This window comes from Pseudarthrobacter sp. B907 (assembly GCF_040137805.1).
Taxonomy (GTDB): domain Bacteria; phylum Actinomycetota; class Actinomycetes; order Actinomycetales; family Micrococcaceae; genus Arthrobacter.
Genome location: NZ_JBEEQE010000018.1, coordinates 22,830 through 37,905 on the forward strand (window position 1 = coordinate 22,830; position 15,076 = coordinate 37,905).

Here is a 15,076-nt window from a genome sequence, read left to right on the forward strand (position 1 = left end):
AGCAACGAAGGCGTTCAGGAGCGATCACATGCCGCAGCAGAAGAAAGTCTTGGCCATTGTCCTCGCAGGTGGCGAGGGGAATAGGTTGATGCCGTTGACGGCCGACCGGGCCAAGCCGGCCGTTCCGTTCGCCGGGAGTTACCGGCTTATTGATTTCGCCCTTTCCAACCTGGTCAATTCCCGATATTTGCAGATTGTGGTCCTGACGCAATACAAATCCCACAGCCTTGACCGGCACATTTCCGAAACATGGCGCATGTCCACCCAGCTGGGCAACTACATCGCCTCCGTGCCGGCGCAGCAGCGGGTGGGCAAGAGCTGGTTCCTCGGCAGCGCCAACGCCATCTACCAGTCCCTGAACCTGATCCACGACGCCAACCCGGACATCGTCGTGGTGGTCGGCGCGGACCACGTCTACCGCATGGACTTCGCCCAGATGGTCGCACAGCACGTCGCCAGCGGCGCCAAGGCAACCGTGGCCGCCGTGCGCCAGCCGCTGCACATGGCCGACCAGTTCGGCGTAATCGAGGTGGACCAGGAGAACCCCGAAAAGATCGCGGCGTTTGTGGAGAAGCCCTCCTCGACGCCGGGGCTCGCCGCGGATCCCAGCCAGTTCCTGGCCTCGATGGGCAACTACGTGTTCAACGCGGACGCTCTCGTGGAGGCGCTGCACGTCGACGCCGAACGGCTCGACACCAAACACGACATGGGCGGAGACATCATCCCGTACTTCGTCGACCAGGGTGAGGCCGGGGTCTACGACTTCACCCTCAACGACATCCCCGGCTCGACCGAGCGGGACCGCACCTACTGGCGCGACGTCGGCACCATCGACTCGTTCTACGACGCCCACATGGACCTGATCTCCCCAGTGCCGGTCTTCAACCTGTACAACTCCGAGTGGCCCATCTACACCCGCCAAAGCATCTCCCCGCCGGCCAAGTTCGTCCGCGGCGAGGGCGGCACCGTGGGCACGGCGCTGGATTCGATCGTGGCCAGCGGCGTGGTGATCTCCGGCGGCATTGTGGAGGGCTCGGTGCTCTCCAACGACGTCTACGTCGGCACGGCCAGCCGGGTGGTCGACTCGGTACTGATGGACAAGGTGCAGGTCGGGGCCGGCGCCGTCATCAAGCGCGCCATCGTCGACAAGAACGTCCGGATTCCCGCCGGCGCTGCCATCGGCCTGGACCCGGACCTTGACCGCGCCCGAGGTTTCAAGGTCACCGACTCCGGCATCACCGTCCTGGCCAAGGGCCAAAACGTTCCAGAGCCCGGCGACGCCGAGCGCGAACTGTCCGCGGCCAACCTCTACCTGGTGCCCAACGCCGTCAAGACGGCCACCGAGAACTGGCCGGCCGGACGCGAGACCGTGGAGAAGGTCGGCGAGGTGCACGCCGCCGCCGTCGGCGTCGAGACTCCCGGGAAGTCCTCCACCAAGGCCTACTAAGAGCGCCTGGTCGGGCCGCGGCCCGGCCAGGCTGTAAAATTGGCCCAATGAGCTCCCCCGATCTGCCCCCCGCCCCGGCCAGTGACGAACCGGCCGCGGCCGACTTGACCCCGGCGGAAATCGCCGCCTGCCTCAAGGTCCTGAACAGCATCCACGTCTACGACGAGGAACACCCGGACTACGTGTCGATCCGGCGCGCAACCGGAAAGATGTTCAAGGCGGTCAAGCGCCACCGCCGGGTCACCAAGCGGGACCTCATCGCGGAGGCGGACCGCGCCGTGATCGCCCAGACCGCGACCGCGGCCCCGGACCGGATCGACGACGAGACGCGCGGCAACAAGCTAGCCCCCTCGGCCACCGGCGAGGTGGCCGGGCACCTGATCCGGTCCCGGCCCTGCTACATCTGCAAGCAGCACTACACGCAGGTGGATGCCTTCTACCACCAACTCTGCCCCGACTGTGCGCACTTCAGCCACAGCAAACGCGACGCCCGGACAGACCTGACCGGCCGGCGGGCGCTGCTCACCGGCGGGCGGGCCAAGATCGGCATGTACATCGCGCTGCGGCTGCTGCGCGACGGCGCCCACACCACCATCACCACACGCTTCCCGAAGGACGCCGCCCGCCGTTTCGCCGCCATGGAGGACAGCGCGGACTGGCTGCACCGGCTGCGGATCGTGGGCATCGACCTGCGCGACCCGTCGCAGGTCATGGCGCTGACGGACTCCCTCGATGCCGCCGGGCCGCTGGACATCATCATCAACAACGCAGCGCAGACGGTCCGCCGCTCGGGCAACGCCTACAAGCCGCTGGTCGACGCCGAGGACGAGCCGCTGCCGGCGGAGCTGCAGGCGGCCAACGGCGGTCCCGAGCTGGTCACCTTCGGCCACGCCCACGACAAACACCCGCTGGCCCTGGCCAGCTCGGTCCTGGAGCACCCGGTGCTGGCCGGGGACGCCGTTACCTCGCTGGCGCTGTCCACCGGTTCCGCGTCGCTGGAACGGATCGCCGCCGGCACCGCCATCGATGCGGGCGGGCTCGTGCCGGACCAGGCCACCATCAACAGCTGGACCCAGGTGGTGGACGAGGTGGACCCGCTGGAAATGCTTGAGGTGCAGCTCTGCAACGTCACCGCGCCGTTCTTGCTGGTCAGCCGGCTCCGCGGCGCCATGAAGCGCTCCACGGCACGCCGGAAGTACATCGTGAACGTCAGCGCCATGGAGGGCCAGTTCTCCCGCGCCTACAAGGGCCCCGGGCACCCGCACACCAACATGGCCAAGGCCGCCTTGAACATGATGACGCGCACCTCCGCGAAGGAGATGCTTGAGGCCGACGGCATCCTGATGACCGCCGTCGACACCGGCTGGATCACGGACGAGCGGCCGCATTACACGAAGGTCCGGCTGATGGAGGAGGGCTTCCACGCCCCGCTGGACCTCGTCGACGGCGCCGCCCGGGTCTACGATCCGATCGTGATGGGCGAGTCGGGCGAGGACCAGTACGGCGTCTTCCTGAAGGACTACAAGCCCAGCCCCTGGTGACGCCGGCCGCCGGGCGCAGGCCTAGCAGCGCCCGCGCAGCCGCCACGGGCCTAATGGCCCTAATGGGGGCTGGAAGCCGTCCGTAACGTGGAGCTGTGAACACGACGACGCCCCCGCCGAATTTCCAGCTGTCCATCGACCAGTGCTGGGTGCTGCTCGACAGCGAGGTGGTGGGGCGGATCGCACTGATCGTGGACGGACACCCGGAGGTCTTCCCGGTCAACTTTGTTCTGAAGCGCCGCTCGATCGTGTTCCGCACGGCCGGCGGCACGAAGCTCTGGGGCGCCATCACGGCCAAACCGTTGGCTTTTGAGATCGACGGTTACGACGCGCATGAGCAGACCGCCTGGAGTGTCGTCGCCCGCGGCGAGGCCGAGCTGATCGATGACCAGGCCGAGAAGGACGCAGTGGATGCGTTGCTCCTGGAGCCGTGGCAGCCGGGCGAAAAGAACTACTACGTCCGCCTCGCCCCGAAAGCCCTGACCGGACGCCGCTTCAAGGTCAACAACCCGGACGTGTGGAACACCCGCCTTGCCGACCCGCGGCGGGCGTCCTTCGAATAAGACTTCGAATAAGGCTCCGGGGCCGGCCCTAGCGTTTCTCGGGGGTGTGGACCACCAGAACCGGGCAGTGCGCGTGGGCCACCAGGGCGGAGCTCACCGATCCCAGCAGCAGGCCGCCGAAGCCGCCGTGCCCGCGCCGGCCCAACACCAGCAGGTCGGCGTCGCGGCTCTCCTCGATCAGCGTGTGGCGCGGGTGGCCCTGCACCAGCCGGGTTTCAACGTTGGCCGGCGTGTCCGCGCCGAAGGCCTTGGCGACGGTCTCGGCCAGGATCTCCCCCGCGCGGACGTCGAAATCGTCGATGCCCATCGCAATGTAGCCGTCGTAGACCGGCGGAACGTCCCAGCAGGCCAACGCGACGACCTTGGCCGAGAGCGGCAGCGCCAGCCGCTGGGCCTGCCGGAGTGCCTCCACCGACGCATCTGATCCGTCGACGCCGACCACAATGGTCCGGATGTCCGTAGCCTCGCCCATGACTGATCCCTTCGTCGTGCCCCAGCAGCGCGTAGCTCAACACTTTATCCCCCGTCCGCGGCAAGCTAGGGCCGAAAGTCACGGCGACGCCGCCGCGTCCTAAGCTCCGTAGGCCGAACGACCCTTGTTGGCAAGCGCCGGATGGTCCGAGAATTACGGTGCGCGGCAAAGAAATATTCGAGCTGCGCGGTCGATGCGGACGATTTGTTGCCACAATGGAATGCACGACGCCACTGCTAGTCAGGGACCGGCAAGCGGGTCCCGCACAAGAGGTACGGACGCGGTCTGCCACAGACCTGCAACGCGGGCTGGGGAGCTCCGTGGGAAAAGTGGCAACCTCGGCGCCCGGACGGGAGAATCATGATTGCCTGGGCAGATGCCGGTCTCACTGCAGCCGAAGGCCATCCGGCCGTAATCCGCGTGTTCATCCTCGATGACCACGAACTTGTCCGCCGCGGCCTCCAGGAACTGCTGGAGGGCGAAGGGTTCCTCGTGGTCGGCAGCTCCGGATCGGCCGTGGAGGCCACCCGGCGCATTCCGGCGCTCCACCCGGACGTCTGTGTCCTGGATGCCCGCCTGCCCGACGGCACCGGAATCGAAGTCTGCCGGGACGTGCGCTCGGTGGACCCCTCCCTGAACTGCATCATCCTCACCAGCTTCGACGACGAACAGGCCCTCCGCGGCGCGGTCCTCGCCGGCGCCTCGGGCTACGTGCTGAAAGAGATCGGCGGCACCGACCTGATCGGGGCCTTGCGGCGTGCCGCGGCCGGGGAATCGTTGTTCGACGACGGCGTGGCCGCCGGGATCGTGGACAGCATGGTGGAGACCGAGGAGGTCGACCCGCGGACCGCGGCGCTGACCCCGCAGGAACGCCGCGTGCTGGAGCTTGTCGGCGGCGGCCTCACCAACCGCCAGATCGCGGCTGAGATGTTCCTGGCCGAAAAGACGGTGAAAAATTACGTCTCCTCGCTCCTGGCCAAGCTGGGCTTTGAACGCCGCACGCAGGCGGCCGTCTTCATCGCCAGTCCGGCCGCAGCGGGGGCTCCGGCCGCCGGGGCGGCGCCCGAGGGCAGCCGGCAACACAGCGTGCGCTGACCGGCCGCTCCCCTGCGGGTCAGAGCGGCACGGACCACTCCACGCTGGTGCCGGCATCCGGGGCCGTGGTGATAGTGCACTGGCCATCCAGCATCCGCGCGCGGTCCTCCAGATTGGCCAGGCCGTTGCGTTCCAGGGAGGCGTCAAAGCCGGAGCCGTTGTCCGTGATGACCACCGTGACCTGGCCCTTGATAACGGCGACGGACACGGCGATCGCGTCCGCACCGGAGTGCCGGATGGCGTTGCTCAGACCCTCGGAGACCACGGCCACCACGTTGTCCGCCTTGTCCGGCGTCACGGCGTCCACCGGTCCGGTCAGCGTCAGGCAGGGTGTAAAGGGCATCGACTTGGCCGAGCTGCGGGTCACGCGGCGGATCCTGCCGCTGAGCAGTTCAGTTTCGCCGCTGCTGCTCTTGAGCGAGTAGATCGTGTCCCGCAGGCTGCGGATCGCCTCATCCAGCTCGCCGGTGATATTGCGGATCCGCTCGGTCGCGAGCTCGTCCTTGGTGTATCTGGTCAGGCTTTGCACGCTCAGGCCGGCGGCGAAAAGCCGCTGGATGACCAGGTCGTGCAGGTCCCGGGCGATCCGGTCGCGGTCGGTGAAGACCAGCAGCTCCTCGCGGAGCCGGTGGACGCGGGCGAGTTCCAGGGACAGGGCCACGTGCGACCCAAAGACGGCACCCATCTCGATGTCGGTCCGGGTGTAGCGGAGGTCCTCGGGGTCCCGCGCGAGCAGCAGCAGGCCGTGGTGGGCGCCCTGGGTGCTCAGGGCGACCGCGAGCAGCGGTCCCAGGCTGCCGCCGTCGTCAATGCCGTCGAACACCCCGGCGGGGTTGTCCAGCATCAACGGTTCACCGCCGGCGAGCACGTCCTGCAGCTCGGGCGCGTCAAGGGGCAGCACCCCGCCGGAGAAGGCCGCGGAGCGCTCGCCCGCGGCGCCGGCGACGATGTAGCCGGGCCCGGACACCGCCGGGGCCACAATGAGGGCCAGTTTGGATTCGGATTCCTGCAGGGCCCGGGCGGCGATCGGATCCAGACCGCCAGCGGTGTAGTCCCGGTCGCTGCCGAGCATCAGCCCGGAGACATCCATGCAGGCTTCGAGCCAGCGGGCGCGGCGGCGGGCGTCGTCGTAGAGTTTGGCATTTTCGATCGCGACGCCGGCGGCGGCGGCCAATGCCATCGCCAGGCCCTCATCCTCGTCGCTGAAGTCCCCGCCGCCCTCCTTCTCGGTCAGGTAAAGGTTGCCGAACACCGTGTCGCGGACCCGGATGGGCACACCCAGAAAGGACCGCATCGGCGGGTGGTGGGCAGGGAACCCGACCGATTCCGGATGCTGGCCAAGGTCCTGGAGACGCAATGGCCGGGGGGTCGTGACGACGACGCCGAGCACCCCGCGACCTGAGGGCAGCAGGCCGATCTTGTCGGCGAGTTCGCTGTCAATCCCGACCGTGATGAAATGGCTCAGGGTGAGATTTTCTCCCATGACGCCAAGGGCGCCGTACCGGGCATGCAAGAGATGGCAGGCGGACTGCACCACGCGTTCGAGCACAGCGTCGAGGCTGAGGTCCTCCGCGAGGGCAACAACGGCTTCGAGCAGGCCGGCCATGCGCTCCCGTGACTGCAGCAGCTCGCCGCCGTGGGACACCAGATCCTTGAGTAGGTCTTCAACTTTTGTGTTGCCGGATTTCACCGTCTCCCGGCCTGCATCGACAGAATCCATCTGACCCCAATTCTCACGACGTACATCCGCGCCGATGACGTGTTGCCAGAATACCCCGATCCCTTCTAAACGGACCCAAAAGGGCCGGGGATTGTTACGGCTGCGGGCCGTTGGCCCCTAGCCCGCCCGGCTCTGCCTGACGTAGGCTCCTCGCCATGAGCACTGATCCGAAACCAGCCGCCAATCAGCCCCATGCCGTCGAAAACCTGGACAACCACGAATGCTGGAGGCTGTTGCGCAGCGTCACGGTGGGCCGGATGGCCGTGTGGGTGGACGACCACCCGGACATCTTCCCGATCAACTACAAGGTGGACCACGGCACCCTCGTGTTCCGCACTGCCGAAGGTACCAAGCTGCACGCCGCGACAGGCGACACCCCTGTGGCCGTCGAGGCCGACGGCGTGGACTCGGACAGCGGCATCGCCTGGAGTGTGGTGGTCAAGGGCCAGGCCGCCGCGGTGAAGAACCAGGAGGAAGTCATGGACACCGTGGGGCTCCTGCTGTTCCCGTGGCAGGCGGGGAAGAAGGAGCACTTCGTCCGGATTACACCGGACAACATCACCGGCCGGCGGTTCAAGATCGTCCCGCCGCTGACGTGGTGGACGCCGCTGGATGACGCCACCCGCTCCGGCCTCGAATAGGCGAGCCCACGCCGGCGGGCCGGCTCAGGCCAGGCGGGTGATCTCCACGGTGACCGAGAGCGCCGACCCGCCGCCGCCGGACAGGATGCCCTTCAACGGCGGCACGTCGCGGTAGTCGCGGCCGCGGGCCACCGTGACATGGAAGTCCCCGGCGGGCTTGTGGTTCGTCGGATCCCAGCTGCGCCATTCCCCGTCCCACCATTCCAGCCACGCGTGCGACTGCCCGGCGACCGTCTCGCCGAGCTCCGCCGTCGAACGCGGGTGCAGGTAACCGGAGACGTAGCGGGCCGGGATCCCGCAGCTGCGCAGCGCCCCGATCGCGAGGTGCGCGAGGTCCTGGCAGACGCCCTGGCGCTGGTTCCAGGCCTCTTCGGCGTTGGTGGTGACGCCGGTGGAACCCTTCATGTAGCTCATCTCGCCGCGCATCCACTCGAAGACTGCCATGGCGGCCTCGTGCGGGTTGCGCCCTGCGACGACGCCGGGGACGATCCCGAGCACCTCGGCGCCGGGGCCGGTGAGCTGGGACTGCGGGATCCAGTCGCTGTACTGGTTGAGTGTTTCCGGGGCGGACAGAACGTCCCAGCCCACGATGTCGGCCTCCGCGGGGATCCGCTCGACCCGGTGCACCTCGACCGTGGTGGTGGCGAGGACCTCCAAGTGGTCGTGCGGCATCTGCATGTCGAAGGCCGTCACGCGGGTGCCCCAGTAGTCGCGGTAGCTGCTGATCGCCGCCTGCGACGGCGAGACCTTCATGGAGGACTCCAGCACCACCTGCTGCGGGTCCGTCAGCGGCGTCATCCGGGCCTCGTTGTAGGAGAGGGTGACGCGTTTGTTGTATTTGTACGCGGTCCTGTGGGTGATGCTGAGCCGGGTCATGAAACTTCTCCCACCCAGGCCAGTTCGTCTGCCTGATTGAAGTACTTACGGGAAATGGCGTCCGAGGCCTGCGAGACGGCCTTCTGCACGCGTTCCATGTGCTCGGGCAGTTCGGACATCAGGTCGTCGGTGCGGTGGAACTCCAGGAACGTCCGGGCCTGGCCCACGATCCGGCGGGCGTCGTTGATAAAGCCGACGCGCTGGGCCGAGGGGTCCAGTTTGGCGAGGCACTCATCGGCGTCGCGCAGGGCGTACACGATGGAGCGGGGGAACAGGCGGTCCAGCAGCAGGAACTCGGCTGCGTGCTGGTCGCCGAAGGCGGCTCGGCGCGTGCGCAGGAACGACTCGTAGGCGCCGGCGCAGCGGAGCATGTTGACCCAGGACATGCCGGCCGAAAGCACGTCGCGGGTGGAGAGCATCCGCGCCGTCATGTCCGCCCGTTCCAGCGAGCGGCCCAGGACCAGGAACAGCCAGCTTTCGTCGTGGCTGACCGTCGTGTCCGCGAGGCCGCTGACCATGGCGGTGCGCTCCAGGACCCAGTTGCAGAACCGGTAGGTTCCCACCACGTCCTTGCGGTGCTGGTTCAGCCCGTAGTAGGTGGTGTTCAGGCTCTCCCAGAGCCCGGAGGACACGGTCTCCCGGGCGCGCCGGGCGTTCTCCCGCGCGGCACCGAGCGACCCGGCGATCGACGTGGCGCTCTGCTTGTCGTAGGCCAGGGCGTGCAGCAGCTCGTCCAGGCCGAAGTCCTCGGACTGCGGCCGGGCGCCCATCACGGCGAGGAGTTCCTGCGCGACGCTGCGCTGTTCCTCCATCGGCAGGTGGTTCAGGCGTTCGAGGTGGACGTCCAGGATCCGGGCGGTGCCGTCGGCCCGCTCCACATAGCGGCCGATCCAAAACAGGGACTCGGCAATACGGCTAAGCATTCGCGGCTACCTCCTGCGCGTCAGAACTCTGCTGCTGTTGCTGCTGCTCTTTCTGGCTGTCGCGCCAGTTGCTTTCCACCGGCCAGACGGACACCCGTTCGCGGACCGTGATGGCAGGCCGCGGGATGACCTCGACGGGAACCTGCGGGGAATCGGCGAGTACCCAGGTGTCCTTGGAGCCGCCGCCCTGGCTGGAGTTCACGATCAGCGAGCCTTCCTTCAGCGCCACCCGGGTGAGCCCGCCGGGCAGGACCCAGACGTCGTCGCCGTCGTTCACGGCAAAGGGGCGCAGGTCCACGTGCCGCGGTCCGAACTTGTCGCCGCTGAGGGTGGGCACAGTGGAGAGCTGGAGCACCGGCTGGGCGATCCAGCCGCGCGGGTCGGCAATAATGCGCTTGCGCAGGGCCTCGAGTTCGTCCTTGGACGCGTCCGGGCCGATCACCAGGCCCTTGCCGCCGGAGCCGTCGACGGGTTTGACCACGAGCTCCTCAAGCCGGTCCAGCACGTGTTCACGGGCTTCCTTCTCCTCGAGCCGGAACGTGTCCACGTTGGCGATCACGGGCTCTTCGCCCAGGTAATAGCGGATCAGGTCCGGCACGTAGCTGTAGACCAGCTTGTCGTCCGCGACGCCGTTGCCCACCGCGTTCGCGATCGTGACGCCGCCGGCGCGGGCGGCGTTGACCAGCCCGGGGCAGCCGAGCATGGAGTCGGAGCGGAACTGCAGGGGGTCGAGGAACTCGTCGTCGATGCGCTTGTAGATCACGTCGACGCGCTGTTCGCCGGCGGTGGTGCGCATGTAGACGCGGTTGCCGCGGCAGATCAGGTCGCGGCCCTCCACCAGTTCCACGCCCATCAGGCCCGCCAGCAGGGTGTGCTCGAAGTAGGCGCTGTTGAACACGCCGGGGGTCAGGACCACCACGGTGGGATCGTCGACGCCGGACGGCGCAGTCTTGCGCAGCGCGGACAGCAGCCGGCGGGGGTATTCCTCCACCGGGCGGATCAGCTGCTGGCCGAAGGCCTCCGGCAGGCCCTTGGCCATGGCCCGGCGGTTCTCCAGCACGTAGCTGACGCCGGAGGGCACTCGCACGTTGTCCTCGAGGACCCTGAACGTTCCGGCCGCGTCCCGGACGACGTCGATGCCGGAAATGTGGACGCGGACTCCGCCGGCCGGCTCGAAGCCGTGGACCTGGCGGTGGAAATGCGCGCTGGTGGTGACGAGCTGGCGCGGGATCACGCCGTCGGAGACCACCGTCATTTTGTCGTAGACGTCGTTGAGGAAGGCCTCCAGGGCCCGTACCCGCTGCGCCACGCCGCGTTCGAGCACAGTCCACTCGTCGGCCGGGATCACCCGGGGGACGATGTCCAGCGGGAAGGGCCGCTCCTCCCCCGCAAAGTCGAAGGTGACTCCGCGGTCCAGGAACGTCCGTGCCATCGAGTCCGCACGCGCCGTGACGTCGGCCAGCGAGAGCTCCCGCAGCGCCCCGGCAACCTGGCCGTAGGAGCGCCGGGCTTCCTGGCCCGGGGCAAACATCTCATCGTAGGCGCCGCTTCGGCCGGCAGCCTCTGAGTAATCCTCAAAAAGGTCAGACATGCCCATAAGCCAACCATCTTTTCGTTACGAAATCATTTCGGCGCCTCCCGCGGGGCGTGTTGTGGCTCACGCTGCGGCGTTTGGGCGGCGCGTAGGGCAAGGTTGACGGCGTGCCTCCTCTCCGCCGCTTTTCCCTGCCGCAGACGTCCGGCCGGCTGCGGGCCCTTCCCGCACTGCTGCCCGGTCTGTTCGCCTGCGCCGCCGCCGTCGGGACCGCCCTCGGCGTCCACACCCTGCTGCCCGCACTGCCGGCAATGACCGTGGCGGTCCTGCTGGGGCTGCTGGCCGCGAACCTGCCCGGAGTGTCCGGCTGGAGCGCCGGTCCCGGCCGGGCCGGCCTGGACTTCGTCGGCAAGCACCTGATGCGCGCCGGGATCGTGGTGCTGGGGCTCAAGGTCAGTGTGCTGGAGGTGCTGGGCCTGGGCTGGCCCGCCCTGTTGCTGATCACCGGGGTGGTGCTGGCGGCGTTCGCGGGCACCTACGGCATCGGACGGCTGTTCCGGCTGCCGCCGCACATCTCGCTGCTGATCGCCACCGGCTTCGCCATTTGCGGGGCCTCCGCGATCGGGGCGATGGCAGCTGTCCGGCGGATCCGGCAGCAGGACACCGTGCTTCCGATCGCGCTGGTCACGCTCTGCGGCACCCTCGCCATCGGCGTCCTGCCACTGCTCATCGGCCCGCTGGGGCTCGGCCCGGAAACCTTCGGGGCGTGGGCCGGCGCCTCGGTTCATGACGTCGGGCAGGTGGTCGCCACCGCCCAGACCGCGGGGGCCTCGGCGCTCGCGGTCGCCGTTATCGTCAAGCTCACCCGGGTGCTGCTGCTCGCCCCCATGGTCGCCGCGGCGGGCATCCACCACCGGATCGGGTCCGACGCCGGTGGCCGGCTCCCGCCGGTGGTGCCGCTGTTTGTGGTCGGCTTCATTGCCATGGCGGCCCTGCGGAGCGCCGGCTGGCTCTCCCCCGGAGCGCTCGGGGCCGCCGCCGTGCTGCAGGACCTGCTGCTGGGCATGGCGCTGTTTGGACTCGGGTCGGCCGTCCGGGTGGGGCAGTTGCTGCGGACCGGAACCCGCGCCCTGCTCGCGGCCCTGGCCTCCTGGCTCCTGATCGCGGCCCTCGGGCTGGCCGCCGCCGTCGTCCTCGTCCCCGGCCGCTGAGCGGCGGGCCGGATTCCGGGCCGCTGTCGGTTCCGTCCGTGATTAGATAGCGGGGTGTCGAACCAGAACCTGAGCCGTGACGAAGCGGCAACCCGCTCAGCCCTGATCACCACCCACAGCTACGACGTCTCCCTTGACGTCCGGCAGGCGGCCGATCCCAGCGTCGCGGGCTACACCAGCCGCAGCGTGATCAACTTTTCCGCCAGCGAACCCGGCTCCTCAACGTTCCTGGACTTCATCAGCGAATCCGTGCACAGCGTCTTCCTCAACGGCAAGGGCCTGCCCGTGGCCGACGTGGTGGACGGCTCCCGGATCCGGCTGGAGAACCTGCAGGCCGAGAACCAGGTCACGGTCACGGGAACGTCCTTGTTCAGCACGTCCGGTGAGGGCATGCACCGCTTCTTCGACCCCGCCGACGGCCAGTGCTACCTCTACACGCAGTACGAGCCCGCGGACGCGCGGCGCGTCTTCGCGAACTTCGAACAGCCCGACCTCAAGGCCGAGTTCACCTTCCACGTGATGGCCCCGTCCGAGTGGCAGGTCTCCTCGAACGGCGTCGAGTCCCTCCGCACCCAGCTGACCAGCGACCCGGCCACGAGCCGATGGGATTTCGCCGCCACCAAGCCGATGTCCACCTACATCACCACCGTCCTCGCGGGCCCGTACTTCAGGGCCGAGGACACCTGGCGCGGGAGCCTCGCGGACGGCACGGTGCTGGAGGTGCCGCTGGCACTCTACTGCCGGGCCTCGATGGCGCCCTCCTTCGACGCGGAAGAACTGTTCCGGCTGACCAGGAACGGCCTGGACTTCTTCAACGACCTCTTCGACTATCCCTACCCTTGGGGGAAGTACGAGCAGGCCTTCGTGCCCGAGTACAACCTCGGCGCCATGGAGAACCCGGGGCTGGTGACGTTCACCGAAAGCTACGTCTTTACCTCCCGCGCCGCCGACTCGCAGTACCAGGGCCGCGCCAACACCCTGCTGCACGAGATGGCGCACATGTGGTTCGGCGACCTCGTTACGATGCAGTGGTGGGATGACCTGTGGCTCAAGGAGTCCTTTGCGGACTACATGGGCACCCTGGGCGTGGACCGGACCACGGACTGGGACACGGCCTGGGTGAACTTCGCCAACAACCGCAAGGCCTGGGCTTACGTCCAGGACCAGCTGCCCACCACGCACCCGATTGTCGCCGACATCCCGGACCTCGAAGCCGCCAAGCAGAACTTCGACGGGATCACCTACGCCAAGGGCGCGTCCGTGCTCAAGCAACTGGTGGCCTATGTGGGCTTCGACGCGTTCATTGCCGGCTCCCGCCGGTATTTCCGTGACCACGCCTACGGCAACACCACCCTGGCGGACCTGCTGGCGGCATTGAGCGCCGCCTCCGGCCGCGACCTTGCCGCCTGGGCCCGGAAGTGGCTGCAGACGTCCGGCATCTCGACCCTCACCACGGAGATCGAGGAGCACAACGGCGCCCTGGCCACGGTGTCCCTGGTACAGCACGCCGAGGATCCCATCACCGGCCGGCAGGAGCCGCGTCCGCATCGGCTGCGGATCGGGCTGTACAACTTCGACGACGCCGGCGCCCTGGTGCGCACCGACAGTGTGGAGACCGACGTCGACGGCGGACGCACCGACGTCGGCCAGCTCGTCGGCAAGGCCCGCCCCGCGCTGTTGCTCGTCAACGACGAGGACCTCAGCTACGCCAAAGTCCGGCTCGACCCGAACTCCGAGGCGACGGTACGCCGCTCCCTGGACGCGATCAGCGACCCGATGGCGCGGGCCCTGTGCTGGACCGCGCTCTGGGATTCGGCCCGGGACGCTGCCGCCCCAGCGGCCCAATACGTCGAGGCGGTGCAGCGTTTTGCCCCCACCGAACAAGGCATCGGGGTGCTCCTGAACGTCCTCGGCAACGCGGGAACAGCGGTCGAACGTTACGTGCCGGCGGCCCGGCGGGACGAGGTCCGCAGCCACTTCCTCGACGCGGCCGCCGCGGAACTCCGGAACGCGGACCCCGGCTCCGACCAGCAGCTGGCCTGGGCGCGGACCGTTGCCGCCACCAGCCGCTTCGACGCCGGCCAGCTCGGCCTGCTCAGGGGCCTGCTGGATGGCAGCACCGTGATCGAAGGGCTATCCGTTGACGCGGAACTCCGGTGGAACCTCTGGCACGCCATCGCCGCCCACGGCCAGGACAAGCCCGAGGAGCTGGATACCGAGCTGGCCCGCGACAACACCGCCTCGGGCAAGTCCGGGCACGCCACGGCCCTTGCCGCGCGGCCGGACCCGAAGGTCAAAGCCGAGGCGTGGGACGCCGCCGTGCACGGCACGGCGCTGTCCAACCAGCTGCTCAGCGCGACCATCGCGGGCTTCAACACGGCCCCGGCGGAACTGCTGGCGGGCTACGTGGAGCCCTACTTTGAGTGCCTCGAGCAGGTCTGGGCGGACCGCAGCATCGAGATCGCCAGCCGGATCGTCCGCGGCCTCTACCCCGCGGGGCAGGACCTGGCGGCCCCGGGTGCGGACCCGGAATTGCATCCGGTGATCGCCCGGACGGACGCGTGGCTCGCTGAGCACGCGGCCGCGCCGCGGGCGCTGCGCCGGATCATCATCGAACAGCGCAGCCAGTTGCTGCGCGCGCTCACGGCCCAGGCCGCGGGGTAGCCCGACGGGTGATGCGGGGCCCACGGGACCCGGTGCGGCCACGTGTGGCGAATCGACGAACAGCGCCGTCCGTCTTGATACCCATTTGACGCGAATGGCCGCTAAACGGGTGGGCGAAGCGGCCACTTGTGGCGAATCGACGCGGGATGCCGCCCGCCCTGGGCGCCAAACTGCAGTCCGGGGCGCGCTTTTCTGACGCACATCGCCGCTAAACGGGTGGGCATAGCGGCCACTTGTGGCGAATCGACGAAGAGCGCCGCCTGCCCAGGGCGCCCTTCTGACGCGAATGGCCGCCAAGCTGCAGTCCGGGGCGCCTATCTGACGCGAATGGCCGCCGGGCAGCAGCGGGGGCGCGCTTTTCTGACGCACATGGCCGCTAAACGGGTGCG

At 68.5% G+C, this 15,076-nt stretch carries 12 protein-coding genes; 7 read left to right on the plus strand and 5 right to left on the minus strand.

What is annotated here, in order from left to right; all coding sequences use genetic code 11:
* The first annotated feature begins 28 nt into the window (after window positions 1-28).
* The 3 genes from glgC to ABLI39_RS14495 all read left to right on the plus strand — a co-directional run bounded on the left by glgC (window position 29) and on the right by ABLI39_RS14495 (window position 3,551).
* The gene (gene glgC, locus ABLI39_RS14485; protein WP_349414144.1) at window positions 29-1,447 is read left to right on the plus strand and encodes a glucose-1-phosphate adenylyltransferase; all 1,419 of its coding nucleotides are present in this window, start codon (window positions 29-31) and stop codon (window positions 1,445-1,447) included.
* Between the two features lie 47 nt (window positions 1,448-1,494).
* Complete coding sequence (locus tag ABLI39_RS14490; RefSeq protein ID WP_349414145.1) at window positions 1,495-2,988, plus strand: SDR family NAD(P)-dependent oxidoreductase; 1,494 nt, start codon at window positions 1,495-1,497, stop codon at window positions 2,986-2,988.
* A 95-nt stretch (window positions 2,989-3,083) separates the two neighbouring features.
* On the plus strand, window positions 3,084-3,551 hold the full coding sequence (locus ABLI39_RS14495; protein ID WP_349414147.1) for a pyridoxamine 5'-phosphate oxidase family protein: 468 nt from the start codon (window positions 3,084-3,086) through the stop codon (window positions 3,549-3,551).
* Window positions 3,552-3,579: 28 nt separating this feature from the next.
* On the opposite strand, the gene ABLI39_RS14500 is transcribed toward ABLI39_RS14495, so the two are convergent.
* Window positions 3,580-4,023 (minus strand): universal stress protein, encoded by a 444-nt coding sequence (locus ABLI39_RS14500; RefSeq protein WP_349414149.1) that lies wholly within the window; start codon window positions 4,021-4,023, stop codon window positions 3,580-3,582.
* 360 nt (window positions 4,024-4,383) lie between these two features.
* On the opposite strand from ABLI39_RS14500, the gene ABLI39_RS14505 reads away from it, so the two are divergent.
* A complete protein-coding gene (locus ABLI39_RS14505) occupies window positions 4,384-5,118 on the plus strand; it encodes a response regulator (protein WP_349414151.1) in 735 nt (244 codons plus the stop codon).
* A 19-nt stretch (window positions 5,119-5,137) separates the two neighbouring features.
* Here the strand turns inward: ABLI39_RS14505 and ABLI39_RS14510 are convergent, their stop codons facing one another.
* A complete protein-coding gene (locus tag ABLI39_RS14510; protein WP_349414152.1) occupies window positions 5,138-6,838 on the minus strand; it encodes a GAF domain-containing sensor histidine kinase in 1,701 nt (566 codons plus the stop codon).
* Between the two features lie 155 nt (window positions 6,839-6,993).
* Between ABLI39_RS14510 and ABLI39_RS14515 the strand changes: the two genes are divergently transcribed.
* Entirely contained in the window at window positions 6,994-7,479 is a 486-nt protein-coding gene (locus tag ABLI39_RS14515) for a pyridoxamine 5'-phosphate oxidase family protein (RefSeq protein WP_349414154.1), read from the plus strand.
* Between the two features lie 24 nt (window positions 7,480-7,503).
* Here the strand turns inward: ABLI39_RS14515 and ABLI39_RS14520 are convergent, their stop codons facing one another.
* From ABLI39_RS14520 to ABLI39_RS14530, 3 genes are read right to left on the minus strand one after another with little or no spacing between them, the layout of a single operon-like run.
* Window positions 7,504-8,355 (minus strand): transglutaminase family protein, encoded by an 852-nt coding sequence (locus ABLI39_RS14520; protein ID WP_349414156.1) that lies wholly within the window; start codon window positions 8,353-8,355, stop codon window positions 7,504-7,506.
* The gene (locus ABLI39_RS14525) at window positions 8,352-9,278 is read right to left on the minus strand and encodes an alpha-E domain-containing protein (protein ID WP_349414158.1); all 927 of its coding nucleotides are present in this window, start codon (window positions 9,276-9,278) and stop codon (window positions 8,352-8,354) included. Before ABLI39_RS14525 ends, ABLI39_RS14520 begins: the two co-directional genes overlap by 4 nt.
* Window positions 9,271-10,869, minus strand: coding sequence for a circularly permuted type 2 ATP-grasp protein (locus ABLI39_RS14530; protein WP_349414159.1), 1,599 nt, complete (start codon window positions 10,867-10,869; stop codon window positions 9,271-9,273). Before ABLI39_RS14530 ends, ABLI39_RS14525 begins: the two co-directional genes overlap by 8 nt.
* Before the next feature lie 155 nt (window positions 10,870-11,024).
* On the opposite strand from ABLI39_RS14530, the gene ABLI39_RS14535 reads away from it, so the two are divergent.
* Window positions 11,025-12,023, plus strand: a complete 999-nt coding sequence (locus tag ABLI39_RS14535) for a YeiH family protein (protein ID WP_502935235.1) — start codon at window positions 11,025-11,027, stop codon at window positions 12,021-12,023.
* 54 nt (window positions 12,024-12,077) lie between these two features.
* A complete protein-coding gene (gene pepN, locus ABLI39_RS14540) occupies window positions 12,078-14,687 on the plus strand; it encodes an aminopeptidase N (protein WP_349414160.1) in 2,610 nt (869 codons plus the stop codon).
* The last annotated feature ends 389 nt before the right edge of the window (window positions 14,688-15,076 follow it).

Coding starts and splice junctions, on each gene's coding strand:
- glgC (WP_349414144.1), top strand. CDS start 29: ATGCCGCAGCAGAAGAAAGTCTTGGCCATTGTCCTCGCAGGTGGCGAG.
- ABLI39_RS14490 (WP_349414145.1), top strand. CDS start 1,495: ATGAGCTCCCCCGATCTGCCCCCCGCCCCGGCCAGTGACGAACCGGCC.
- ABLI39_RS14500 (WP_349414149.1), bottom strand. CDS start 4,023: ATGGGCGAGGCTACGGACATCCGGACCATTGTGGTCGGCGTCGACGGA.
- ABLI39_RS14505 (WP_349414151.1), top strand. CDS start 4,384: ATGATTGCCTGGGCAGATGCCGGTCTCACTGCAGCCGAAGGCCATCCG.
- ABLI39_RS14510 (WP_349414152.1), bottom strand. CDS start 6,838: ATGGATTCTGTCGATGCAGGCCGGGAGACGGTGAAATCCGGCAACACA.
- ABLI39_RS14515 (WP_349414154.1), top strand. CDS start 6,994: ATGAGCACTGATCCGAAACCAGCCGCCAATCAGCCCCATGCCGTCGAA.
- ABLI39_RS14520 (WP_349414156.1), bottom strand. CDS start 8,355: ATGACCCGGCTCAGCATCACCCACAGGACCGCGTACAAATACAACAAA.
- ABLI39_RS14525 (WP_349414158.1), bottom strand. CDS start 9,278: ATGCTTAGCCGTATTGCCGAGTCCCTGTTTTGGATCGGCCGCTATGTG.
- ABLI39_RS14530 (WP_349414159.1), bottom strand. CDS start 10,869: ATGTCTGACCTTTTTGAGGATTACTCAGAGGCTGCCGGCCGAAGCGGC.